The sequence below is a fragment of the Pantoea stewartii subsp. stewartii genome (assembly GCF_008801695.1).
GTDB lineage: Bacteria > Pseudomonadota > Gammaproteobacteria > Enterobacterales > Enterobacteriaceae > Pantoea > Pantoea stewartii.
Genome location: NZ_VZPF01000005.1, coordinates 67,092 through 89,865 on the forward strand (window position 1 = coordinate 67,092; position 22,774 = coordinate 89,865).

The 22,774-nt window shown below is 54.6% G+C and carries 22 protein-coding genes; 3 read left to right on the forward strand and 19 right to left on the reverse strand.

Annotated features, from left to right (window positions below):
• Positions 1 to 20: 20 nt before the first annotated feature.
• The 4 genes from thiK to hinT are packed head-to-tail and all read right to left on the reverse strand — an operon-like array spanning position 21 to position 2,145.
• Complete coding sequence (gene thiK, locus F7Q90_RS02490) at positions 21 to 833, reverse strand: thiamine kinase (RefSeq protein ID WP_006118845.1); 813 nt, start codon at positions 831 to 833, stop codon at positions 21 to 23.
• Complete coding sequence (gene lpoB / locus F7Q90_RS02495; RefSeq protein ID WP_006118844.1) at positions 817 to 1,395, reverse strand: penicillin-binding protein activator LpoB; 579 nt, start codon at positions 1,393 to 1,395, stop codon at positions 817 to 819. The genes thiK and lpoB overlap by 17 nt, the downstream gene beginning before the upstream one ends.
• Positions 1,396 to 1,405: 10 nt before the next feature.
• Entirely contained in the window at positions 1,406 to 1,774 is a 369-nt protein-coding gene (locus F7Q90_RS02500; RefSeq protein WP_006118843.1) for a YcfL family protein, read from the reverse strand.
• A gap of 20 nt (positions 1,775 to 1,794) precedes the next feature.
• Positions 1,795 to 2,145: a purine nucleoside phosphoramidase gene (gene hinT / locus F7Q90_RS02505; protein ID WP_006118842.1), complete on the reverse strand. Its 351-nt coding sequence runs from the start codon at positions 2,143 to 2,145 to the stop codon at positions 1,795 to 1,797.
• A 798-nt stretch (positions 2,146 to 2,943) separates the two neighbouring features.
• Here hinT and F7Q90_RS02510 point away from each other — a divergent pair.
• The gene (locus F7Q90_RS02510; protein WP_006118841.1) at positions 2,944 to 4,518 is read left to right on the forward strand and encodes a methyl-accepting chemotaxis protein; all 1,575 of its coding nucleotides are present in this window, start codon (positions 2,944 to 2,946) and stop codon (positions 4,516 to 4,518) included.
• 114 nt (positions 4,519 to 4,632) lie between these two features.
• Here the strand turns inward: F7Q90_RS02510 and ptsG are convergent, their stop codons facing one another.
• From ptsG to yceD, 14 genes are all read right to left on the reverse strand, one after another.
• Complete coding sequence (gene ptsG, locus F7Q90_RS02515) at positions 4,633 to 6,069, reverse strand: PTS glucose transporter subunit IIBC (protein WP_006118840.1); 1,437 nt, start codon at positions 6,067 to 6,069, stop codon at positions 4,633 to 4,635.
• 290 nt (positions 6,070 to 6,359) lie between these two features.
• Positions 6,360 to 7,151: a metal-dependent hydrolase gene (locus F7Q90_RS02520; RefSeq protein ID WP_006118839.1), complete on the reverse strand. Its 792-nt coding sequence runs from the start codon at positions 7,149 to 7,151 to the stop codon at positions 6,360 to 6,362.
• A gap of 11 nt (positions 7,152 to 7,162) precedes the next feature.
• Entirely contained in the window at positions 7,163 to 8,152 is a 990-nt protein-coding gene (gene holB / locus F7Q90_RS02525) for a DNA polymerase III subunit delta' (RefSeq protein WP_006118838.1), read from the reverse strand.
• Entirely contained in the window at positions 8,149 to 8,784 is a 636-nt protein-coding gene (gene tmk / locus F7Q90_RS02530; protein WP_006118837.1) for a dTMP kinase, read from the reverse strand. Before tmk ends, holB begins: the two co-directional genes overlap by 4 nt.
• The gene (yceG, locus tag F7Q90_RS02535; protein ID WP_006118836.1) at positions 8,774 to 9,793 is read right to left on the reverse strand and encodes a cell division protein YceG; all 1,020 of its coding nucleotides are present in this window, start codon (positions 9,791 to 9,793) and stop codon (positions 8,774 to 8,776) included. The genes tmk and yceG overlap by 11 nt, the downstream gene beginning before the upstream one ends.
• Positions 9,790 to 10,605 carry an aminodeoxychorismate lyase gene (pabC, locus tag F7Q90_RS02540; RefSeq protein WP_006118835.1) on the reverse strand — a complete coding sequence of 272 codons (816 nt, stop codon included), beginning with the start codon at positions 10,603 to 10,605 and terminating at the stop codon, positions 9,790 to 9,792. The genes yceG and pabC overlap by 4 nt, the downstream gene beginning before the upstream one ends.
• A 121-nt stretch (positions 10,606 to 10,726) precedes the next feature.
• Entirely contained in the window at positions 10,727 to 11,968 is a 1,242-nt protein-coding gene (gene fabF / locus F7Q90_RS02545) for a beta-ketoacyl-ACP synthase II (protein ID WP_006118834.1), read from the reverse strand.
• Positions 11,969 to 12,053: 85 nt separating this feature from the next.
• On the reverse strand, positions 12,054 to 12,290 hold the full coding sequence (acpP, locus tag F7Q90_RS02550) for an acyl carrier protein (protein WP_003849865.1): 237 nt from the start codon (positions 12,288 to 12,290) through the stop codon (positions 12,054 to 12,056).
• Between the two features lie 152 nt (positions 12,291 to 12,442).
• A complete protein-coding gene (fabG, locus tag F7Q90_RS02555; protein ID WP_006118833.1) occupies positions 12,443 to 13,177 on the reverse strand; it encodes a 3-oxoacyl-ACP reductase FabG in 735 nt (244 codons plus the stop codon).
• A gap of 10 nt (positions 13,178 to 13,187) precedes the next feature.
• Entirely contained in the window at positions 13,188 to 14,120 is a 933-nt protein-coding gene (gene fabD / locus F7Q90_RS02560; protein ID WP_006118832.1) for an ACP S-malonyltransferase, read from the reverse strand.
• 16 nt (positions 14,121 to 14,136) lie between these two features.
• Entirely contained in the window at positions 14,137 to 15,090 is a 954-nt protein-coding gene (locus F7Q90_RS02565) for a beta-ketoacyl-ACP synthase III (RefSeq protein ID WP_006118831.1), read from the reverse strand.
• Complete coding sequence (gene plsX / locus F7Q90_RS02570) at positions 15,091 to 16,131, reverse strand: phosphate acyltransferase PlsX (RefSeq protein WP_006118830.1); 1,041 nt, start codon at positions 16,129 to 16,131, stop codon at positions 15,091 to 15,093.
• Between the two features lie 25 nt (positions 16,132 to 16,156).
• Complete coding sequence (gene rpmF / locus F7Q90_RS02575; protein ID WP_003849870.1) at positions 16,157 to 16,327, reverse strand: 50S ribosomal protein L32; 171 nt, start codon at positions 16,325 to 16,327, stop codon at positions 16,157 to 16,159.
• Between the two features lie 14 nt (positions 16,328 to 16,341).
• Complete coding sequence (gene yceD, locus F7Q90_RS02580; RefSeq protein ID WP_006118829.1) at positions 16,342 to 16,863, reverse strand: 23S rRNA accumulation protein YceD; 522 nt, start codon at positions 16,861 to 16,863, stop codon at positions 16,342 to 16,344.
• 140 nt (positions 16,864 to 17,003) lie between these two features.
• On the opposite strand from yceD, the gene F7Q90_RS02585 reads away from it, so the two are divergent.
• Positions 17,004 to 17,591 (forward strand): Maf family protein, encoded by a 588-nt coding sequence (locus tag F7Q90_RS02585; RefSeq protein WP_006118828.1) that lies wholly within the window; start codon positions 17,004 to 17,006, stop codon positions 17,589 to 17,591.
• Positions 17,592 to 17,603: 12 nt separating this feature from the next.
• On the opposite strand, the gene rluC is transcribed toward F7Q90_RS02585, so the two are convergent.
• Entirely contained in the window at positions 17,604 to 18,560 is a 957-nt protein-coding gene (gene rluC / locus F7Q90_RS02590; protein ID WP_006118827.1) for a 23S rRNA pseudouridine(955/2504/2580) synthase RluC, read from the reverse strand.
• Between the two features lie 571 nt (positions 18,561 to 19,131).
• Here rluC and rne point away from each other — a divergent pair.
• On the forward strand, positions 19,132 to 22,401 hold the full coding sequence (gene rne / locus F7Q90_RS02595; protein WP_006118826.1) for a ribonuclease E: 3,270 nt from the start codon (positions 19,132 to 19,134) through the stop codon (positions 22,399 to 22,401).
• The last annotated feature ends 373 nt before the right edge of the window (positions 22,402 to 22,774 follow it).

Genomic DNA, 22,774 nt, shown 5'->3' on the forward strand with positions numbered 1-22,774 from the left:
TGCGCCTCTGCGCAAAGCCGTTAAATCTGTGACCAGCTCTGTTGAGCCAGCTGTTGTAATTGGGCATCGCCACTCTGTTCTGCGCGCAGTTGATACCAGCTGGCCACTAGCAGGTGCAGCCATGGTTGCCAGCGACGAACCTGACGCTGAAGTGAAGCCAGCGGTAACTGCATCCGCTCAGCATAGTCGGTTAGCCAACCCGTTTGCTGATCCGGCACGGCAAAACAGACGGCGGCCAGCTCCAGCGCCACATCCCCGTCCGCGGCATATTCCCAGTCGATAAGATGCAGCCCCTGCGATGACTGGATCAGGTTGGCAGGATGAACATCCATATGCAGCGGGGCAAGGCGCAACGGACGCGGCTCCCCCTGCTCTGTCAGCCGTTTTAGCTGGCGCAGCCAGCAATATTGACGCTGCTGGCACTGCTGCCAGTATTGCCACAGCAGGGGTAACAGCACGACACGATAACCGGTCAGCGGCTGGTGATGAAGCCGCTGGAGGAGCGTAATCACCTCGTACCGCTGTGCACGAAAACCCGCCTCATCCAGCACCTCACCTTCCTGCCAGGGCATAACAAGGCCATGGCGGTTACCCGCCAGCGGCGCATTAACCAGCCCGCTGGACTGCAACTTGCGCAACACACGGTGCTCGCGCTGGCGATTAACGAACGGTATCGCGGGATGCGGTGCCGGGCGGAGAAGATAGCGTCCCTGTGCGGTCAGGATGCGACAACTCTGCCCGGTTAAGCCCGCGAGTGAGGTCAGGTTGCCCGGCTGCTCACCCGTTGTAGCCTGAATCAGCTGTAAAAAAGCGGCATTAATTCTGGGCGACACCGTTGCCCGACCAGATAATTTCGCCCGTCTGCACCAGCATGAGCTGCATCTGGATGGTCGGCGTTTTGACGTCACCCTTCGCCGTGCTGTAAAGCACATACTGGGCGTTAACGTTACGCGCCAGGCCAATCGCTTTACTGCGTGAGTTAAGACTGTCGTCCGGCGAAAGCCCCAGCGCCTGTTTGGCCTGCGCCAGCTGCTCCGGCGACACCAGGCTGAACTTACCATTGTTGTTCAGCGCCGTCTGAATGGCACTGGTTGCCTTCTCCGACTGGAGTGAACCGTTAGTGTTGTTTTTGATACGATCCACCAACAGCACGCTGCCCGGCTGCACAGTTGCGGCACGCACCATTTGGGCGACCAGCGGCTGTACGGTGGCATCCCAGTTAATTGTCACCAGCTTTGGCGGCTGCGGAACGGGTTGAGGCTGAGGAACGGGCTGAGTCTGTTCCTCGGGCTGAGTTTGCTGTTCCACGGGGGCAGGCTGCTGCTGTTTCAACACACAGCCCGAAAGAATAAGCGCCATCATCATTGCGCCAGTACGATTAACACTGCGAATCACGTAACAGTCCTCAGAGATAGATATAGAGACGAACCTTGCTGGCCGTCAGGTTACCCAGTTGCGACACCGCAGCGAAGCTGCCGTCAGGCGGCACCGTGACAATCTGCGCGGGTTCACGCGGCGTTATTTCCAGCCCTTTATCGTCGTACCAGTAATAACGATAGTGCACCACAACCGGCGTTTCACGCTGATTGTAGAGTATGCTGCTGGCACGTTTCTGACCGTCGTGGTCATCCAGCGTGGGCTCATCGGTAATAATGCCCGCTGAAAGCACGGATGATTCCATCACCAGCGACTGAGACGTATTGATCATCGGTTTATCACTACTGCAACCGGTCAGACTCAGCAAAACGGCCAGTCCTGTCAGCCATGAACGCATAGCAAGGTCCCATTCAGGGATCAATGTGACAGCATCGGACCAAGCGGTTTACCGCCCACCAGATGCATATGAATATGGTAAACTTCCTGACCACCGTGCTGATTGCAGTTGACGATCAGGCGATAACCCTCTTTATCAATCCCTTCTTCACGCGCAATCTTCGCCGCCGCCGTGAACATTCGGCCAAGCGCCTGCTCATGTGCCGCCTCAACATCGTTGGCGGTCGGGATAAGAATGTTAGGGACAATCAGGATGTGCGTGGGGGCTTTAGGCGAGATATCGCGAAACGCCGTGACGAGTTCATCCTGATAAACCACGTCGGCGGGAATTTCGCGACGGATGATTTTACTGAAAATCGTTTCTTCAGCCATAGAGAGCAGTTCCTTTAGCCTGGGTAGATAATCTCTCAGTATGCGGGAGAAATTCGTTTTCTTTCAACCTCGCGCCGGCTTTGTTGAATAATAGGTAATCATTCTGTTTTGTCTGCACTGTTTTGGTAGAAAACGCTGATGCCAGACAGAACACCGTCATACGCAAGCATGTAACGCATTGATTTTATGTTATCTGAAACAACCGTTTTCATAGTACCACAGCATAAAATCCATTTATTCAACAAAGCCCCTCGCGCCGCTCTTTCTTACATTAAGTGGCGGTGTTTAACGCATTTCCGCCCTTGTAAGGACACGAAACGGGCCTTTCCATTTTTATCACCCCACAGTCAGTGTCGTCTCCTTTCCTGCGACCTGCCGGGTAATGAAACGATCACGTATCTCTGGTTTTCACGCGCAGCAGCCCTGCAAACGTTGGGTCGTTGCCACAGTCTCCGCTCCCCTGCTGTCCTGGACGGGTTGACGGATATCACCCGCTGTCTTTCCGTGCAACAACAGCCCTTTCTGCTCTACGCACTATTGGCCCCAACAGTCGGCTCATCCACAGCGTGACGGGCGTTGCTTAAGTCCCTGCATTACTGAGCGGGGGTGACAGCAAAAGGTTGCAACATTTGATCATTAAAGCCCTATCATTTCTTGCCGAAACTATAAATAACGTGTCGGATTAGTTTGATCCCGAGCCCGTCGCGTTTTACACCGCTTCAGGCCGTTAAATCTTGATGCGCAATAACGTGCCTGAATGAAAACGATTACAATTAACCGTTAAACAGGATGTTAATTATGCGATTCTTACAACGCGTTAAACTGTCACACCGACTGATTTTTCTCACCGCTTTTTTCCTCATCGCCATGGTCATTATTGCCGTTATCTGTCTTCATTCTCTCAGAACACTGGCGACGTCAGAACAGCAGTTATACACATCGCGGCTTGAGCCGGTTCAGATGATGAACGTGGCGGCCCGCGAAATGGCGACCCACTTTCGTCGGGGCTATGCGTATGTTTTTCCGGGTGGCAACGTCACCGCGGACGAATCCCGTCAAAATACGATAAAATTTAACCAAAAATCACAGCAGTCGGTCCAGACCGCAGTGGATTTTCTGAAACAGTCCCAGGATCCCGCATTGGTCGCGATTACGCAAAAAGTGTTGCAGGCCTGGCCGGACTATCTGGCCTCTATGCAGCGGGTTTATGCGCTGGCGAACAATAACGACATTCCGGGCGCCCTGAAGGAAATTGCCACGCACACCGACCGCCTGCACGTCGCTGTCAGAGATCCGCTGCTGGAGGCCGTGAAGATTTACAACGCCTCTGTGCATCAGGTCATTGATGACAATGTTTCCCACATAGACAGTACCTCGTTCACGCTAATTCTGTTAATCGGTCTGACCTTCCTCGCCGGCGGCGTACTCGGTACGCTGATTTTTATCTCTGTCATGAAGCAACTGGGGGCGGAACCGGAAGTGGCGGTCCACATGGCGGGACTGATTGCGCGCGGTGACCTTCACGGGCACAACGAAACAAAACCCGGTGATACCTCCAGCCTGATTTTTCAGTTGTCTGTGATGCGTCAGCACATCCGCGATCTGATCAGTGAAGTTCAGGACGCCGCTGAGCAGGTGGCAAAATCCTCCGCAGAAATCGCCAACGGCACGCAGGATTTGTCACGCCGTACCGAGTCTCAGGCATCTGCACTGGAAGAAACCAGCGCCTCAATGGAACAGCTCTCTTCGGCAGTACAGAGTAATGCAGATAATGCGCGGGTGGCCAATGATGTCGTCAAACACGCGTTTCAGATTGTGGCCAGCGGCGGCCAGTCCGTCTCGGATGTAGAAGAGACCATGCACGCTATCCAGGACAGCAGCAGCCGGATAGGGGAAATCATTAGCGTGATTGACGGCATTGCTTTTCAGACCAATATCCTGGCGCTTAACGCGGCGGTCGAAGCGGCCCGGGCGGGCGATCAGGGACGGGGTTTTGCTGTGGTAGCCGGTGAGGTTCGCAGTCTGGCACAACGCAGTGCCGTGGCGGCTCAGGAAATCAAAGCGTTGATTACGGAGAGCCACTCGCGGGTAGCAACCGGGGTGAATAATGTCAGCGTGGCGGGCGAGACCATGAAGGCGGTGGTGAAAGAGATTCATCGCGTTAACGATCTGGTTGCCGAAATCAGCACCGGAAGCCATGAGCAGAGCACCGGCGTGAAACAGGTCGGCATTGCCGTGGCGCAGATGGACAGCGATACGCAGCAGAATGCGGCACTGGTTGAAGAAACGGCGGCGGCCACAGCTCAGCTGCAACGGTTGTCCGATCTGCTGTTGCAGACGACCTCTAAATTTGTGACGCGTCAGGCCAGCTAAAGCCAGCCCAAAACAGGTTATCGCCGTCATGCCGTTATGTCATGCCATAAAAAAACAGCGTTGAGTCGGAACTCAACGCTGTTTATGAAAGGCAAAAACGTACGCTACGGCCTGTTACATTTTACGGATATAGTCATCCATATCGGTTTTCAGGTTATCAGATTTGGTGCCGAAAATGGCCTGAACCCCTGAACCTGCCACGACCACACCGCGTGCACCCAGGTTTTTCAGTTCTGTTTGATCGACCTTGCTGACATCCGCCACGCTGACGCGCAGACGGGTAATACAGGCATCCAGGTTGGTAATGTTATCTTTACCGCCAAACGCCGTAACCAGTTTGCCCGCCATTTCGGTGCCGGTTGCTGATGACGACTGCTCGCTGGCGCTGTCTTCACGGCCTGGCGTTTTCAGATCCAGCTTAACGATCAGCACACGGAACACGGTGTAGTAAACCGCCGCATAAATCATCCCGATGATCGGGAACAGCCAGATTTTGCTGCTGTTACCACTCAGAACGATAAAGTCGATCAGTCCGTGAGAGAAGCTGGTGCCATCACGCATGCCGAGCAGAATACAAATCGGGAACGCCAGACCGGCCAGGATCGCATGGATGACATACAGGACAGGCGCAACGAACATGAACGAGAATTCGATCGGCTCGGTAATCCCGGTCAGGAACGAGGTCAGTGCAGCCGAAATCATGATGCCGCCCACTTTCGCCCGGTTTTCTGGTTTTGCCGAATGCCAAATCGCAATGGCGGCCGCAGGTAAGCCATACATCTTAAACAGGAAGCCACCCGACAGTTTACCTGCGGTTGGGTCACCCGCCATATAGCGCGGAATATCGCCGTGGAAAACCTGACCTGCCGCATTGGTATATTCACCAATCTGCATCTGGAAAGGGACGTTCCAGATGTGGTGCAGACCAAATGGCACCAGCGCACGTTCAACCACGCCGTAAATACCAAAAGCGACCACAGGGTTCTGATAGGCTGCCCACTGTGAGAAATCCTGAATCGCTGAACCGACCGGCGGCCAGATAAATGACAGTACCAGGCCCATCGCGATAGCCGCCAGACCGGAAATAATCGGCACAAAGCGCTTGCCCGCAAAAAAGCCCAGATACTCAGGCAGCTTGATGCGATAGAAGCGGTTGAACATGTAAGCCGCGATGGAGCCGGCAATGATACCGCCCAGCACACCGGTGTCCGCCAGGTGTTTGGCCTCAATTTCTGCCGCAGGCAGATGCAGCACTAACGGTGCCACCACGGCCATGGTTTTCACCATGATGCCATAAGCCACTACCGCCGCCAGGGCCGAAACGCCATCGTTATTGGTAAAGCCCAGCGCAACACCGATGGCAAAAATCAACGGCATATTCGCAAAGACCGAGCCGCCCGCTTCCGCCATAACATGTGAGACGACCACAGGTAACCAGCTAAAATTGGCGGAACCTACTCCTAATAAAATACCGGCGATAGGCAGAACCGACACCGGCAGCATGAGCGATTTACCAACCTTTTGTAAGTTGGCAAAAGCGTTTTTGAACATAACGTGAAACTCCTGAGTATGAGTGCGTTTTTCGCGCAGTGCGCGTGGTAAAGAGGGAGGTTCTTTACCGGTTGGCGTTATCCGCCATTTTGATTTATTACGAAGGGTAAAATAAATTACGCCTCGTTACTTTGACGGCTATCACGTTTCGCAAACCAGAGCGCTCAGACAGGTAAACATACGTGCATAACCGCCTATTTTTTCAGCGAAATCCTCTGACTCTGTTGGACAAAAACAGAGTCAGCAGCGGATATGTCGTATTTATTACAAAGCCTGAAATAAACTAACTGTCAGGCGCCGAGGCGGCTCATGGGGATATGGAAAAGCGTGGAGAAATTCTGCGTGGTGGTTGCCGCCAGCGTCTCGATATCCACGCCTTTCAGTACCGCCAGATAGTCCGCTACATCGCGTGTATAGGCCGGTTGATTCTCCTTGCCGCGATAAGGTACAGGTGCCAGATAGGGCGAATCGGTTTCAACCAAAATACGATCAAGGGGAACATAGCGTGCCGCCTCGCGTATCTGCTCAGCATTGCGGAATGTCACGATCCCTGAGAAAGAAATGTAGAACCCCATATCCAGCAGCTTCGCCGCTGTCGCCTGATCTTCCGTAAAACAGTGCAGTACACCGCCGCAGCGTTCAACCTGTTCTTCACGCAGAATCGCCAGAGTATCTTCACGCGCATCACGCGTGTGCACGATGATCGGCTTGTTCAGCGCGATCCCGGTACGGATATGCTCGCGAAACGAGTGCTGCTGCTGCGCTTTGGTTTCCTGCTGGTAATAATAATCCAGTCCGGTTTCACCCAAGGCCACCACCTGTGGATCGGCGGCCAGCCGACGGAATTCGTCGACATCGTAAGGTTCCTCCTGGTTCAGCGGATGTACACCGCAGGAGAGTGCGATATTTTCGCGACCGCCTACCAGCGCCTTTAACGTGCTAAAGCCAGGTAACGTTGTGGCAATCGCCAGCATAAACCTGACGTCGCGCGCTGCCGCTTTGGCGATCACGTCATCAAGATCCTGATGGGTTTTTTCATAGTCAAGGCCATCAAGATGGCAGTGGGAATCAACAATAAACATAGTTTTCTCAGTCAGCCGGGTACTGCGGGCTTCAGGTTGTCCGCCCAGCTCAGTAGCCTGTCAGTTAACAAAAGTTCACGATTCACTGCCGCAACCTCTGACAGCGTTTCGCGGCAGCGCATCCAGTCCTGAGCGCTGTTGTTCAGCGCCGTTTGCGAGAAATGCTGCGCCAGCATCGCCACCACATCCTGACGATCCACATTGGTCAGCCACTGTGTCGCACCCTGCTGCCACTTGATGGCATCCAGTATCAACGCTAGCAGCCAGCCTATGCGCGTGCCTGGGTTATCAGTATTCAGTACTGGAAGCAGTTGCAGGATGTCCTGTTTCAGGGCGCTGGCAAGGGCATCACAGAGTGCCTGCCTTGCCTGCCATGCTCGCTCATCCAGCAGCGCCAGGGCGGCACCGGGCGCGCCCGCACTCAGGCGCAGCGCAGCCAGTAAGTGTGACTCGTCATACGCTCCCTGCTTTCTGAGCCATGCCAGACTGTGGGTTTCGTCTGGCGGTGCCAGCGTTAACACCATACAGCGGCTGCGCAGCGTCGCCAGCAAACGCGAAGGTTCACGACTGCTCAGAAAGAACCAGCTGTTTGCCGGCGGTTCTTCAAGGGTTTTCAGCAAGGCGTTCGCTGCCGCATCACTGAGCTGCGACGCATCGGGCAGCCAGACGACTTTAGCCCCGCCCTGCTGTGCATGGTGGTACATTTTTTCCGTCACCTGGCGCACGGCATCAATGCCGAGCGTGGCTTTGCCTTTTTCGGCTTCCAGCCGGTACCAGTCAGGATGCGTGTTTGCCTGCATCAGTTGACAGCCATGACAGTGACCGCAGCTTTTCAGTCCGTCGCGGCGCTGACACATCAGCCAGCGGCTCATTCCCCACACCAGGGCATCATCGCCCATGCCTTCCATGGCATTCACCAGCAGCGCGTGATGCGCGCGATCCGCCTGGTGCTGTGCAATCACCTGCCGGTAAGGCTGGTTTAGCCAGGGATACCAGTTCATGCCCGCTGTTCCGCCAGCCAGGCAGACAATGTGGATTGCAGCGCGGTGGTCACCTGTTCCAGAGGCTGCGTCGCATCGATTGTCCGAATCGTCGCATCTTCCGCCGCCAGGGCCAGGTAGCGGTCACGCGTGCGTTCGAAAAAGCGCAGTGACTCCTGCTCGATGCGATCCAGCACACCACGAGCGCGGGCACGTTGTAATCCTGTTTCCGGTGTGACATCCAGATACAACGTCAGGTCAGGACGAAAATCCCCCAGCACCGTATCACGCAATGTACGCATCAATTCGGCATCAACCCCACGGCCGCCGCCCTGGTAAGCCTGAGAGGAGAGATCATGCCGATCGCCCACCACCCAGGCGCCGCGCGCAAGGGCCGGTTTAATCACGGTTTCGACCAGCTGGACACGGGCGGCGTACAGCATTAACAGTTCCGCTTTATCGGTCACCTGCTCGCCCTCAATGCCCTGCTTCACCAGAATACGGAGCTGTTCAGCCAGCGGCGTACCACCGGGTTCACGGGTAAAGACGATGTCTTCAATCCCGTGTGCCTGTAACGTTGCCACAATGGCCTCACGGGCCGTGGTTTTTCCCGCGCCTTCCAGGCCTTCAATCACAATAAACTTACTGTCCATTTTTTTCCTTTAACGCAAGCCGGTAAGCTTGGACGGCCTTGTTATGGCTGGCAAGATTGGTCGTGAACGTATGTCCACCTTTGCCATCCGCCACAAAATAGAGGTAATTGGTCTTTTCCGGATGGGCGGCGGCAATCAATGAGGCCTTACTCGGCATCGCAATCGGGCCTGGCGGCAAACCACTGATGATATAGGTATTGTACGGCGTCGCTGTTTCCAGATCTTTGCGCGTCAGCGTGCCATTGTAGGCTGCGCCCATACCGTAAATCACGGTCGGATCGGTCTGCAGGCGCATGCCCGTCCGCAGTCGGTTAATAAACACAGAGGCCACTTTCGCCCGCTCTTCGCTGACGCCCGTCTCTTTTTCAATGATCGACGCCATCGTCACCATCTCCTGCTCATTCTTGTAGGGCAGGTTGTCCATGCGGCCTTGCCAGACTTCATCAACCATCTTTTGCATTCGTTGATGCGCACGCGTCAGCAACGCAATATCCGTTGTATTGGCGGTATACAGATAGGTATCCGGACAGAAGCTCCCTTCCAGCTGATTTTCATCCAGCCTGAGCGCCTTTGCCACGGTGGCATACTTATCATCAGGCAACGTATGTTTTACATAGGGTGCCTGGCGTAATTCACTCAGCCACTCCTGCAGGCGTTGTCCTTCTACAAAGCGCAGCGGGAACTGGGCCTCTTTGCCGCTGGCCAGCAACGCCAGTAGCTCGCGCACCGTCATTGACGGTTCCAGACGATAGGTCCCGGCTTTGAATTTTGCCAGTTCAGGCTCAAACTTAAGCAACGCGCCAAACCAGATGCTGTGGGGAATAATATGCTGACTTTCCAGCTGGGCTTCTAACGCCACACGGCCCGTCCCGGCGGGCAGCGTGTAAATCGTTTCCTGGGAAAGGGTCAGACGGCTGGCAGCAAGTTGCTTCACCTGCCAGTAGCTGACGCCTGCGGCCGCCAGCAGCACTGCCAGCACACCCGCAATAATTTTTTTGCTTCGACTCATTCTGCTTCCATTATCGTTTTACAGCTTGCCTGTAGCTGGTTAAACAATGTGCGTTGATGAAAGGTCACCGCATCAAGTTGTCGAACGGGCAAGACAGGCATGAGCGTATTACAGATGACAATTTCGTCTGCGGCTAACAGCGACGCCAGCGTCGCCTGCACCACCTGACAACTCTGTCCTGCTGCACGTATTTGCGCTATCAGATTCTGCCGCATAATGCCGTCAACGCCAGCCTGATCCAGCCGGGGCGTAAAGATCGTGTTGCCGCTCCGCCAGAATAAATTGGCCGCACAGCATTCCACCACCCAACCTTCGGTGTCAAGCACCAGGGCTTCATCCGCGTCTGTCTGCTCAAGATGGGCACGAATCATCACCTGTTCAAGCCGGTTGAGATGTTTTAGCCCGGCAAACTGGGGGTTGCGTGCCAGCCGGACCGGACTGACCACCAGCCTGACACCGGTATTTTCTAACGCAGCATAGTGTCCGGGCCAGTCAGAGACCGAGACAATGCGCGTCGGCCCGCTACAGCCCGCACGACTGTAACCGCGTCCCCCACTGCCTGCGCTGATAATTACTTTAAGCACCGCGCTGTCATGGCCCGAGGCCGCCTGCAGCATTTCCCCCGCCAGAGCCTGCCAGTCAACATTCTGTAACCACAGGCGTTCGCAGCTTTGCTGTAGACGCTGAATATGCCAGTCAAACAGCGCGATATTGCCCTTGATGATAGCGGCCGTGGTAAAGCAGCCATCGCCAAATTGTACGGCGCGATCGCGGGCCGTGAGATGAGATTGTTCGATGCCGTTAATCCACATTACCGCGTCTCCCGTATCGATATCGTGGTTGTCATGACGGTGATTTTATCGGTTTCTCTTCGTCGCTGGACAGAAAAAAGGCCCGCATAGCGGGCCTTTTAAGCAATCATAAACGCCAGGTTTAGATTTTACGGAAAATCAGTGAACCGTTAGTGCCACCGAAACCGAAAGAGTTACACAGCGTATATTCCAGTCCAGACACCTGACGTGCAGTGTGAGGAACGAAATCAAGATCGCAACCTTCGTCCGGGTTATCCAGGTTCAGGGTCGGTGGAACCGCCTGATCGCGCAGCGCCAGAATCGAATAGATCGATTCAACCGCGCCTGCCGCACCCAGTAAATGGCCGGTCATTGACTTAGTTGAGCTGACCATAACCTTGCTGGCAGCCTCACCAAACACTGATTTCACCGCCTGCGCTTCGGCTTTATCACCTGCTGGCGTTGACGTGCCATGCGCGTTGACGTAACCGATCCTGTCAGGCGTCATCTGTGCATCACGCAGCGCATTGATCATCGCTGCGGCTGCGCCAGAGCCGTCTTCCGGTGGCGAGGTCATGTGATAGGCATCGCTGCTCATCCCAAAGCCCACGATTTCCGCGTAGATTTTAGAGCCACGCTTCTTAGCATGCTCGTACTCTTCCAGTACGATAATGCCCGCGCCGTCGCCCAGTACAAAACCATCACGGTCTTTATCCCATGGACGGCTTGCCGCCTGTGGGTTGTCGTTACGTGTAGACAGTGCACGCGCCGCGCCAAACCCACCTACACCCAATGGTGTACTGGCTTTTTCCGCGCCACCTGCCAGCATCACGTCAGCATCGTTATAGGCGATGATACGTGCCGCATGACCAATGTTGTGAACGCCAGAAGTACAGGCGGTCGCAATGGAAATGCTGGGGCCTTTCAGGCCATACATGATGGTGAGATGTCCCGCCACCATATTGACGATTGTGGAAGGCACGAAGAAAGGGCTGATTTTACGCGGACCACCGTTCACCAGCGAGGTATGGTTTTCTTCAATCAGACCCAAACCACCAATGCCTGAACCAATTGCCGCGCCAATCCGGCCTGCATTTTCCTCGGTCACTTCAAGACCGCTGTCCTGCATGGCCTGAATGCCTGCCACGATGCCGTACTGAATGAAGTCATCCATCTTGCGTTGATCTTTACGGGAAATAAAGTCATCGCAATTGAAATCTCTTACCAGACCTGCAAAGCGTGTTGCATAGGCGCTGGTATCAAAATGGTCGATCAGGTTAATGCCGCTCTGACCGGCAAGGAGAGCACTCCAGGTAGACTCTACGGTATTGCCGACAGGAGACAACATGCCAAGACCAGTCACAACTACACGACGCTTAGACACGTTCGTCCTCCAGGGAGGGAAAAAAATGACTATTGTGGGGCAAACATAAAACTCAGGCGGTCAATTGACCGCCTGAAGATATTCATTAGCCTTTGTGGCTATTGATATAGTCGATCGCTGCCTGAACGGTAGTGATTTTCTCAGCTTCTTCGTCTGGAATTTCAGTATCAAACTCTTCTTCCAGAGCCATTACCAGCTCAACGGTATCAAGAGAATCGGCACCCAGGTCTTCTACGAAAGATGCAGAGTTGGTCACTTCTTCCTCTTTCACACCCAGCTGCTCACTGATGATTTTCTTAACGCGTTGTTCGATATCGCTCATACTATTTAATTTCCTATCAAAACTCGCTTTCGCGATGGTTTTCGTAGTGTATAAAATGTTGAAAAAGATGCAACAAAATCCCGGCTGGTCTAACCACGATTTACGCTATTGTGCGGTTTTATACGCAAATAATGCAAATGATTTCGTGATTATCAGACCATATACATGCCGCCATTGACGTGCAGCGTCTCACCCGTGATGTAGGCTGCTTCGTCAGAGGCTAAGAATGCAACAGCATTAGCAATTTCCTGCGCTTCGCCTAAGCGACCCGCAGGCACTTCTGCCAGAATACCGGAACGTTGATCTTCGTTCAGTGCCCGCGTCATGTCGGTCTCTATGAAGCCCGGAGCCACGACGTTGACGGTAATGCCACGTGACGCGATTTCCCGCGCCAGTGATTTGCTAAAGCCAATCAAACCCGCTTTTGCTGCAGCATAGTTTGCCTGACCCGCATTACCCATGGTTCCGACAACGGAACCAATGGTGATGATACGTCCCATGCGCTTTTTCATCATGGCACGCATCACCGCCTTAGAAAGACGGAAAACTGATGTGAGGTTGGTATCAAGGATATCCTGCCACTCATCGTCTTTCATACGCATCAGTAAATTATCACGCGTAATGCCTGCATTATTGACCAAAATGTCCACTTCGCCAAATTCAGCGCGAATTTTCTCTAAAACGCTGTCGATGGAAGCGGCATCTGTCACATTTAACAGCAGGCCCAGTCCCTTATCGCCAAGGTAAGCACTGATCGCATCGGCACCACTTTGGCTGGTTGCAGTTCCCACCACTTTTGCACCACGTGCAGCCAGGGTTTCTGCAATCGCACGGCCAATGCCGCGGCTCGCGCCCGTTACCAGCGCTACTTTACCTTCAAAGCTCATGATTTTCCTCTTATTCCTGTGCAAGTGCCGCAGTCAATGACGCAGTATCGTTCACCGCTGCCGCAGACAGGCCATCTACGATACGTTTGGTCAGGCCAGTGAGCACTTTACCCGGACCCATTTCAATCAGTTGCGTCACGCCCTGCGCAGCCATCGCCTCTACGCTTTCTGTCCAGCGTACCGGGCTGTAAAGCTGGCGAATCAGCGCCTGACGAATCGCGTCGGCATCCGTTTCGGCTTTCACGTCGACGTTGTTAATCACCGGCACCTGGGGTGCCTTAAAGGTGAGCGTTTCCAGCGTCAGTGCCAGTTTTTCCGCCGCAGGCTTCATCAGTGCACAATGCGAAGGTACGCTGACCGGCAACGGCAACGCGCGCTTGGCGCCCGCCGCTTTACAGGCCGCGCCTGCACGTTCTACCGCATCTTTGTTACCCGCGATAACGACCTGGCCTGGCGAATTGAAGTTCACCGGCGAAACGACTTCACCCTGCGCACTTTCTTCACAGGCTTTCGCAATGGCCGCATCATCAAGCCCGATGATCGCCTGCATGGCACCGGTGCCTTCTGGCACGGCTTCCTGCATCAGTTTACCGCGCAGTTCAACCAGTTTTATTGCGTCCGCGAAATCCAGTACGCCCGCACAGACCAGCGCAGAATATTCGCCCAGGCTGTGGCCCGCCATCAGCACAGGCTGTTTGCCCCCCTGCTGCTGCCAGACACGGTAAATCGCCACGGAAGCGGCCAGCAGCGCAGGCTGCGTCTGCCAGGTTTTGTTCAACTCTTCCGCGGGGCCCTGGCTCACTAACTGCCACAGATCATAACCGAGGGCCTCAGAGGCTTCACGGAACGTCTCTTCAACCACCGGATAAGCGGCAGCGAGTTCTGTCAACATGCCCACAGACTGTGAGCCCTGACCTGGGAAAACAAAAGCAAGTTGCGTCATTTTCAGTTCCTGTCAATCAAAAGCGAACCAGCGCAGAACCCCAGGTGAATCCACCACCAAAGGCTTCCAGCAAAATAAGTTGTCCGGGTTTGATGCGGCCATCGCGCACGGCTTCATCCAGTGCGCTGGGCACGGATGCGGCTGAGGTATTTCCATGACGATCCAGCGTGACTACCACTTTTTCCATGGTCATGCCCAGTTTTTTCGCCGTGGCGCTGATAATGCGAAGGTTTGCCTGATGCGGCACCAGCCAGTCCAGCTCTTCACGCGCAATGTTGTTCGCCTGCAAGGTCTCATCAACGATGTGCGCCAGTTCTGTCACGGCCACTTTGAAGACTTCATTACCTGCCATTGTCAGGTAAGCGGGTTGATCCTGATGCGCGCGATCCTGATAAGGCAGCGTCAGCAATTTGGCGTAACGGCCATCAGCATGCAGATGGGTAGAAATGATGCCCTGCTCTTCACTTTGACCCAGTACCACTGCGCCCGCACCGTCACCGAACAGAATGATCGTGCCACGATCTTCAGGATCGAGCGTACGCGCCAGGACATCAGAACCGATGACCAGCGCATGTTTCACTGCACCATTTTTGATGTATTGATCGGCAACGCTTAACGCATAAGTAAAGCCTGCACAGGCCGCAGCCAGGTCAAACGCGGCACAATCTTTGATTTCAAGCATCTGCTGAATCAGGCAGGCAGAGCTGGGGAAGGCATGACTGGAAGACGTGGTCGCCACAATGATCAGGCCCACGTCATTGGCATCGACGCCCGCCATCTCCAGGGCACGTTGTGCTGCCTGGTGGCCCATACTTGCAACAGTCTCATCCGGCGCAGCAATACGGCGCTCACGGATGCCGGTACGGGTAACAATCCACTCGTCCGAGGTCTCCACCATTTTTTCCAGGTCGGCATTGGTGCGGACCTGGCTGGGCAAATAACTGCCCGTACCGATAATTTTGGTAAACATCTAGGCTTTGTCACTCCTGGCTAATACAGCGTCCAGACGGGCGACAATGTGTTCAGGAACCTGCCGCCTCACCGCTTGCTCGGCCTGATTGATCGCCATGGCAAAGGCATGTTGATTTGCTGCGCCATGACTCTTGATCACTGTCCCGCGCAATCCTAACAGACAAGCGCCATTATACTGGTCGGGGTTGAGATGGCCGAAACGCCTGACCAAACGCTTTTTAACCCAGCGCCCCAGCAACGTCAGCCACCACGACCGCTTTTCACCTTCTCCCGATGATTTCAGCAGAGAAAGGAACATTCTTACCACGCCTTCCATTGTCTTCAGTGTGATGTTTCCAGCGAAACCATCACAAACCAGCACGTCCGTTTTGCCGGTCAGCAAATCATTACCTTCAAGGTAACCAATGTAATTAATTTGCGGTAATGCCTTCAGACTTAACGCCGCATCGCGAATGCTTTCAAGCCCTTTATGCTCTTCATGGCCAATATTGAGAAGTGCCACGCGGGGATGCGCTATGCCCAACACTTCTTCGGCCATGACCGCGCCCATTACCGCAAACTGCACCAGCATCGCACTGTCAGAATCGACGTTGGCACCTAAATCCAGAATGACCGTCTTTCCCTGATGTTGGTGGGGTAAAACGGTCATCAACGCCGGACGCTTAATGCCGTCCAGCGGCTTCAGTAATAATGTCGCCAGCCCCATCAGCGCGCCGGTATTGCCGCTGCTGACGCAGGCCTCTGCCCGCCCTTCTTTCACCAACTCTAACGCCACTCGCATTGAACTGCCGCGGCTGTTACGTATGGCTTGTGCGGGTCGCGCATCACTTGCAATAACGGATTCGGCAGGGACAACCTGCAAACGCGCCAGCAGGGCGGAATCGGCTTTGGCAAGCAATGGCGTGAGAATGTCGGGGTCTCCGACCAGAAGAAGGATGAGTTCCGAATGAGAGGCCAGTGCCTGCAATGCTGCAGGCACCGTCACGCAGGGACCGAAATCCCCGCCCATGGCATCGATAGCCAGGGTCAAACGTGTCAAGGTATCGCCTTGCTAAGCAAAGATCTTACTTAACGATAACCTTGCGACCGCGGTAGTAACCATCCGCAGTGATGTGGTGACGCAGATGAGTTTCACCAGAAACTTTATCTACTGACAGAGCAGCAGTGGTCAGCGCATCGTGCGAACGACGCATACCACGCTTAGAACGGGTGGGTTTATTCTGTTGTACGGCCATGGACCTTACTCCTATTACTTACGCTTTAAACTGGCTAATACGGCAAATGGGTTTGGTTTTTCTGCCTCTGCAGGCAATTGGCCAAAGACCATGTCCGCCTCGGACACTTCACAGTGTTCAGAATCGTGCACCGGAACCACAGGCAGCGCGAGAATAACTTCATCCTCAATAACCGCCAGCAAGTCGATCTCACCGAATTCGTTGACATCAACCGGCTCGTACGCTTCCGGCAACGCCTCGGCCTGCTCATCAGATGAAACAGGACTGAAGCAATAGCTTACGTGAACATGATGTGGAAAAACCTGGTTGCAGCGCTGACAACGAAGCGTAACCTCAACATCAGCAGTACCCGTCAGTACTGCCAGACGCTGGTTATCAACCGCGAACGACATGGCACATTCAACATCACTGTCCACACTGACGACCGACTCAGCCACACGCTCTACCTGTTGCGAGGTATAAACACCCTGGTAATCAAGGCGTTTTTGAGCAGTGCGGACGGGGTCCAGCGTCAGGGGTAATTTTACCTTTTGCATAGGGCGCGCATATTAACTTTGTAATCACATAGAGTCAAAGAAAAAGGCCGTTGGACAGCATCTTTCAACCACTATTCGCATCCAGTGCGGCGCACAGTTTAAAATGACTGCCACCAATTCGCTATCAATATTGAAAAAAAATGACAGCATCGATTCTTTTAGCATCAACCTCACCGTTTCGTCAGGCGCTGCTGAGCAAGCTTGGCCTGCCTTTTACAGTAGATTCACCCCAGACAGATGAAACGCCGTTAGAAAATGAACGCGCAGAGGATCTGGTTACGCGCCTGGCCATAGCCAAAGCTCAGGCGCTGGCTGAGCGTTATCCACATCACTGGATCATTGGTTCCGATCAGGTTTGCGTCCTTAACGGCAGGATTACCGGAAAACCCCATACGGCGCAGAACGCAGAAGCACAGCTACGCGCTGCCAGTGGCAACCGCGTAACCTTTTATACCGGCCTCGCCCTCTACCACCCTGCCAGCCAGCGACTGATGCAGTGCTGTGAACCTTTTACCGTGCATTTCCGCACGCTGAGTCAGGCCGACATCACCAACTATATAAAGAAAGAGCAACCGCTACAGTGCGCCGGCAGTTTCAAAAGTGAAGGACTGGGCATCTGCTTATTTGACCGGCTTGAAGGGCGTGATCCGAATGCGTTGGTGGGACTGCCGCTTATCGCGCTCAGCGCGATGCTGCGTGAAGCGGGCATCAATCCCCTGGGAGCGTGATGCCGCCCTGCGTCAGTTTTTTTGCTGGCGCAGCTTCGTCAGGCACTGCTGTAACGTGTCATCCAGCGGCGCTTCCATACGCAGGGTTTCCCCTGTATTCGGGTGCGTAAATGTCAACGCAGCCGCGTGCAGGAAGAGCCGATCCAGCCCCGTAGAGGCCAGTTTGCTGTCAAAGTCGCGCTCGCCGTAACGATCGTCAAAGGCGATAGGATGACCGGCGTGCAAGGTGTGTACACGAATCTGATGCGTACGCCCGGTTACCGGACTGGCTTTGACCAGCGTGGCAAACGCAAAACGTTCTTCCACTTTAAAGCGAGTTTCCGACGGTTTGCCTTCACTGCTGACACGCACCATACGTTCACCGCTTTGCGGGATATTTTTCAGCAGCGGCGCCTGAACCACTTTGATATGCGAGGGCCAGTTGCCCTGCACCAGCGCAAGATAATCTTTCTGCATGCCCTTCTCACGCAGCTGTTCATGCAGCGAACGCAATGCTGAGCGCTTTTTGGCCACCAGTAAAATGCCGGACGTATCGCGGTCAAGGCGATGTACCAGCTCCAGAAAGCGCGCTTCCGGACGCAGGGCGCGCAGTCCTTCAATCACACCAAAGCTTAAGCCGCTGCCGCCGTGTACGGCTGTACCGGACGGTTTGTTCATGACCAGCAAATGATCGTCTTCAAAGAGGATGGCGTTAGCCAGTGAGGCAACTTTGGCCAGTTTGGGCGAGACAGCGTCCTCATCACGCTCCGCCACACGTACTGGCGGAATGCGAACCTCATCGCCCTCTTCGAGTTTATATTCAGGCTTGATGCGTTTTTTATTCACGCGCACTTCACCTTTCCGCACGATGCGATAAATCATGCTCTTCGGCACGCCCTTTAACTGGGTGCGCAAAAAGTTATCAATACGTTGTCCGGCGTTTTCAGCCGTGATGGCGACAAACTGTACGCCGGGATTCTCTGTTTTCATGGCGGCGATTCTAAATAGTGTCCCCTCATAGCGCCACCCCTTTTTATGTGCTTAACTCTCTGCGTAGCGTCGGGATGAGCAATCAGATTGCTGGCATTTTCAACAGCCTGAATGCGCTTTCTGTCGCAGGGTTCTTAAAATGTAAAGAAAATTGATCAGTCAGTTAAAGTCACCTTGCTATATGAAGGTTAGCAGTGGAATAATGCTTAGGTTTCTTAGCTGAGGATTCAGATAAGAAAAAAAGCGAAATTAGTTATTTTGTCGGATTGAGCAGACACGCAGCAATGGCGTAAGACGTAATGCGAAATCAGGCACTTAGCGGGCTGCGGGTTGCGGCCTGGACATGAGATGGAGTGCACGGGTTTACAGAATTATCTCTCGCATTTCCACTATCTGGTGCTGTTGTTCCTTATGAAAAACAGGCCACCGACGTTATTTGCGCCCCTCGCGCGGTCGATAACCGTGAGGTTGACGACATTGCACTAAGTCACGGGGCCATCGGTTGATACTCGTCCAGGGTAACTATGCCCGCAGCTTTAATCACTCATGAAAGAATAACGAGTACGTTACGATGAAAAGAATGTTAATTAACGCAACTCAGCAGGAGGAGTTGCGCGTTGCCCTGGTTGATGGTCAACGTCTGTACGATCTGGATATCGAAAGTCCCGGACACGAACAGAAAAAAGCCAATATCTACAAAGGTAAAATCACCCGTATCGAACCCAGCCTTGAAGCGGCTTTCGTCGACTACGGTGCAGAACGTCACGGTTTCCTCCCTCTCAAAGAAATTTCTCGCGAATACTTCCCTGCTTCCTACAACGCTCACGGTCGTCCAAACATTAAGGATGTGCTGCGTGAAGGCCAGGAAGTTATTGTTCAGATCGATAAAGAAGAACGGGGTAATAAAGGCGCCGCGCTGACCACCTTTATCTCGCTGGCAGGAAGTTATCTGGTATTGATGCCGAACAACCCGCGCGCGGGCGGCATTTCTCGTCGGATTGAAGGTGACGACCGTACCGAACTGAAAGAAGCGCTTTCGGCACTGGAACTGCCTGATGGTATGGGGCTGATTGTCCGTACCGCAGGTGTAGGCAAATCAGCTGAATCGCTGCAGTGGGATCTCAGCTTCCGTCTGAAACATTGGGAAGCGATTAAGAAAGCCGCTGACAGCCGTCCTGCGCCCTTCCTGATTCATCAGGAAAGTAACGTAATCGTGCGCGCATTCCGCGATTACCTGCGCCAGGACATCGGCGAAATTCTTATCGATAACCCGAAGGTCCTGGAACTGGCGCGTCAGCATATTGCGGCTCTGGGCCGTCCGGACTTTACCAGCAAGATCAAGCTCTACACCGGCGAAATCCCGTTGTTCAGCCACTATCAAATCGAGTCGCAAATCGAGTCCGCTTTCCAGCGTGAAGTGCGCCTGCCTTCCGGTGGCTCGATTGTTATCGACAGCACCGAAGCACTGACCGCCATCGATATCAACTCGGCACGCGCTACGCGTGGTGGCGATATCGAAGAAACCGCGTTTAACACGAACCTTGAAGCAGCAGATGAAATCGCCCGCCAGTTACGCCTGCGCGACCTCGGCGGTTTGATCGTTATCGACTTTATCGATATGACGCCGGTTCGCCATCAGCGCGCGGTAGAAAACCGTCTGCGTGAGGCGGTCCGTCAGGATCGTGCCCGTATTCAGATCAGCCATATTTCACGTTTTGGCCTGCTGGAAATGTCCCGCCAGCGTCTCAGCCCGTCACTGGGTGAGTCGAGCCATCATGTCTGCCCGCGCTGTAGCGGTACCGGCACCATTCGTGATAACGAGTCGCTGTCACTGTCTATTCTGCGCCTGATCGAAGAAGAAGCCCTGAAGGACAACACCAAAGAAGTGCATGCTATTGTCCCGGTGCCTGTGGCCTCTTACCTGCTGAATGAAAAACGTGAAGCGGTCAATGCTATCGAAAAACGCCAGGGCGGCGTGCGTGCGGTTATCGTACCGGACGACCGGATGGAAACGCCGCACTACTCCGTGTTGCGCGTGCGGAAAGGTGAAGAAACGCAGACGCTGAGCTATCACCTGCCTAAGCTGCACGAAGCCGAAATGGCGATGCCTTCGGAAGAAGAACATGCCGAACGTCGTCGTCCAGAACAACCGGCCCTGGCGGCATTTGTGATGCCTGATGCGCCACCGGCACCGACGGAAGCAGCGCCGGAAGCGACCAAAGCGCGAACTGCGCCGGTTGCTGAAACCGCCCCTGCAACGCCATCCAACGGAACAGGCTTTGTTGGTCGCCTGCTGGCGGGCCTGAAAAAAATGTTCGCCGGTGAGCCTGCGCCTGCCACGGCAGAGCCCGTTGCTGAAGTGACCGAACCGCAGAAAACCAGCGGTGAGGAGAACGGCAATCAGCGTGGCGATCGTCGTAACAACCGCCGTAACAATAACCGCCGTGAGCGCACGCCACGTAATGGTGACACCACTCAGCAGCGTGAATCTCGGGACAACCGCGAAACCCGTGACAATCGTGAACCGTGTGAAGACAACCGTCGTAATAAGCGTCAGGGGCAGTCTAATGAGGCGCGTGATGAACGTCCGGCGCTGAGCGATGAAGCTCGCCAGCAACGCGATGAGCAACAGCAGCAGCGTCGTGAACAGCGTGCTGAACGTCAGCGTCGTCGTCAGGAAGAGAAACGTGCCCAGCAGGAAGCGAACAGCGCGGTTGAACAGGCCGTTGAAACCGCTGAGCCCGTTGCGGCTGAAGCACAGGACGATGAGCGCGTTCAGGCTATGCCACGCCGCAAACCGCGTCAGCTGACGCAAAAAGTGCGTGTTGGCGACAACAATGATCAGCCTCAGCATGCTGCCGTCGAGTCAGCAGAATCTGTTGAAGCCCGCAAGATTCAGCCGGTTGCAGAAGCCTCACAGGTCGACGACGCGGACGAAACCGAAGCGCGTGATAACGCCAACATGCCGCGTCGCTCTCGTCGTTCACCGCGCCATCTGCGCGTCAGTGGTCAGCGTCGCCGTCGTTACCGCGATGAGCGCTACCCAACACAGTCTGCTATGCCATTAGAAGCCGCTTCGGCCTCACCTGAGATGGCGTCAGGCAAAGTCTGGGTGCGCTATCCGGTCGCACAGACGAACGAAGAGCAGACCACACAGGATGCCGTGAAAACCGCACAGGACGACAGCCATGCAGACACAGCACCTGCTATCGCCCTGCCTGTGGCAGCGGCCGTAGACGAGGCGCCGGTTTCACAGCCCGATCCAGTACAGGTTGCTGAACCCCAGACAGACACGCCGGTTACTGTGGTGAATACGGATGACACGCAGGCGATTGATGCTCCTGTGCATCAGGAACCCTCTGTGATTCCTGCGGCTGCAGAAGCCCGCGCCGACGCCGTTGCGCAGCAGGCACAACCTGCCGATGTCACGGCTGAAGACGCGCATAAGTCCGACGTGACCGCCGCGCCCGAGGTCGCCCAACACGAGCACGTTGAGCCCGCAGAGCAGGCCGGTACGGCGGTGAGCCCGACAACCGAAGCTCAGGTTGACGCGGTGTTAAATGCACCGGTTGCTGCAGAGGAAACCGTTGCACCCATCACCGAACCGCATGCGCCTGTGGCTGCGCGCGACGTTGCTGTAGAAGCCCTCCAGGACAATGCGGAAACGCGCTGGAAGCACTTTGCGTCAGCCCCAATGACCAAAGCGCCTGCGCCAGCATGGCAACCAGAGCCTGCGCGTCACAGCGACTGGCAGCGTCCTTCCTTCAATTTTGAAGGCAAAGGTTCTGCGGGCGGCCATAGTGCTACCCACCAGGCAACGGCCCCTGCGACCAAGCCATAAGCACGGTTCGCAGACGTGATAAACCCGGCTCCGGCCGGGTTTTTTATTGTCTGTTACGGACATTTCGGGTGAGGTATGCGGGCAGAAACACCACGGAGGGATCATCCTGAGGTATGTAATCAGGGCTACATTAGCCTGATCCGTGCAGCGCGGCGTCAATCATGCAGCAAAGGTTCTCCGCACAGGTCGCCATGTTAATTGAGCAGCGAAAGAGGCATTACGCAGACAAAAAAAATCCCACCGTCCGTAAGCGTCACATTTAAACCGTCTGTGCAGCGGGCTCCGGTTCCGGGAAAATAGTGTCCATCATTTTTTAATGGACACTATCGCGTGAAACACCGGACATGGCTCCTTGAGGCGCTTCGCCTCCATT

Coding starts and splice junctions, on each gene's coding strand:
- F7Q90_RS02500 (WP_006118843.1), bottom strand. CDS start 1,774: ATGCGTTCATGGCTGACAGGACTGGCCGTTTTGCTGAGTCTGACCGGT.
- hinT (WP_006118842.1), bottom strand. CDS start 2,145: ATGGCTGAAGAAACGATTTTCAGTAAAATCATCCGTCGCGAAATTCCC.
- F7Q90_RS02510 (WP_006118841.1), top strand. CDS start 2,944: ATGCGATTCTTACAACGCGTTAAACTGTCACACCGACTGATTTTTCTC.
- ptsG (WP_006118840.1), bottom strand. CDS start 6,069: ATGTTCAAAAACGCTTTTGCCAACTTACAAAAGGTTGGTAAATCGCTC.
- F7Q90_RS02520 (WP_006118839.1), bottom strand. CDS start 7,151: ATGTTTATTGTTGATTCCCACTGCCATCTTGATGGCCTTGACTATGAA.
- holB (WP_006118838.1), bottom strand. CDS start 8,152: ATGAACTGGTATCCCTGGCTAAACCAGCCTTACCGGCAGGTGATTGCA.
- tmk (WP_006118837.1), bottom strand. CDS start 8,784: ATGGACAGTAAGTTTATTGTGATTGAAGGCCTGGAAGGCGCGGGAAAA.
- yceG (WP_006118836.1), bottom strand. CDS start 9,793: ATGAGTCGAAGCAAAAAAATTATTGCGGGTGTGCTGGCAGTGCTGCTG.
- pabC (WP_006118835.1), bottom strand. CDS start 10,605: ATGTGGATTAACGGCATCGAACAATCTCATCTCACGGCCCGCGATCGC.
- acpP (WP_003849865.1), bottom strand. CDS start 12,290: ATGAGCGATATCGAACAACGCGTTAAGAAAATCATCAGTGAGCAGCTG.
- fabG (WP_006118833.1), bottom strand. CDS start 13,177: ATGAGCTTTGAAGGTAAAGTAGCGCTGGTAACGGGCGCGAGCCGCGGC.
- fabD (WP_006118832.1), bottom strand. CDS start 14,120: ATGACGCAACTTGCTTTTGTTTTCCCAGGTCAGGGCTCACAGTCTGTG.
- F7Q90_RS02565 (WP_006118831.1), bottom strand. CDS start 15,090: ATGTTTACCAAAATTATCGGTACGGGCAGTTATTTGCCCAGCCAGGTC.
- rpmF (WP_003849870.1), bottom strand. CDS start 16,327: ATGGCCGTACAACAGAATAAACCCACCCGTTCTAAGCGTGGTATGCGT.
- yceD (WP_006118829.1), bottom strand. CDS start 16,863: ATGCAAAAGGTAAAATTACCCCTGACGCTGGACCCCGTCCGCACTGCT.
- F7Q90_RS02585 (WP_006118828.1), top strand. CDS start 17,004: ATGACAGCATCGATTCTTTTAGCATCAACCTCACCGTTTCGTCAGGCG.
- rluC (WP_006118827.1), bottom strand. CDS start 18,560: ATGAAAACAGAGAATCCCGGCGTACAGTTTGTCGCCATCACGGCTGAA.
- rne (WP_006118826.1), top strand. CDS start 19,132: ATGAAAAGAATGTTAATTAACGCAACTCAGCAGGAGGAGTTGCGCGTT.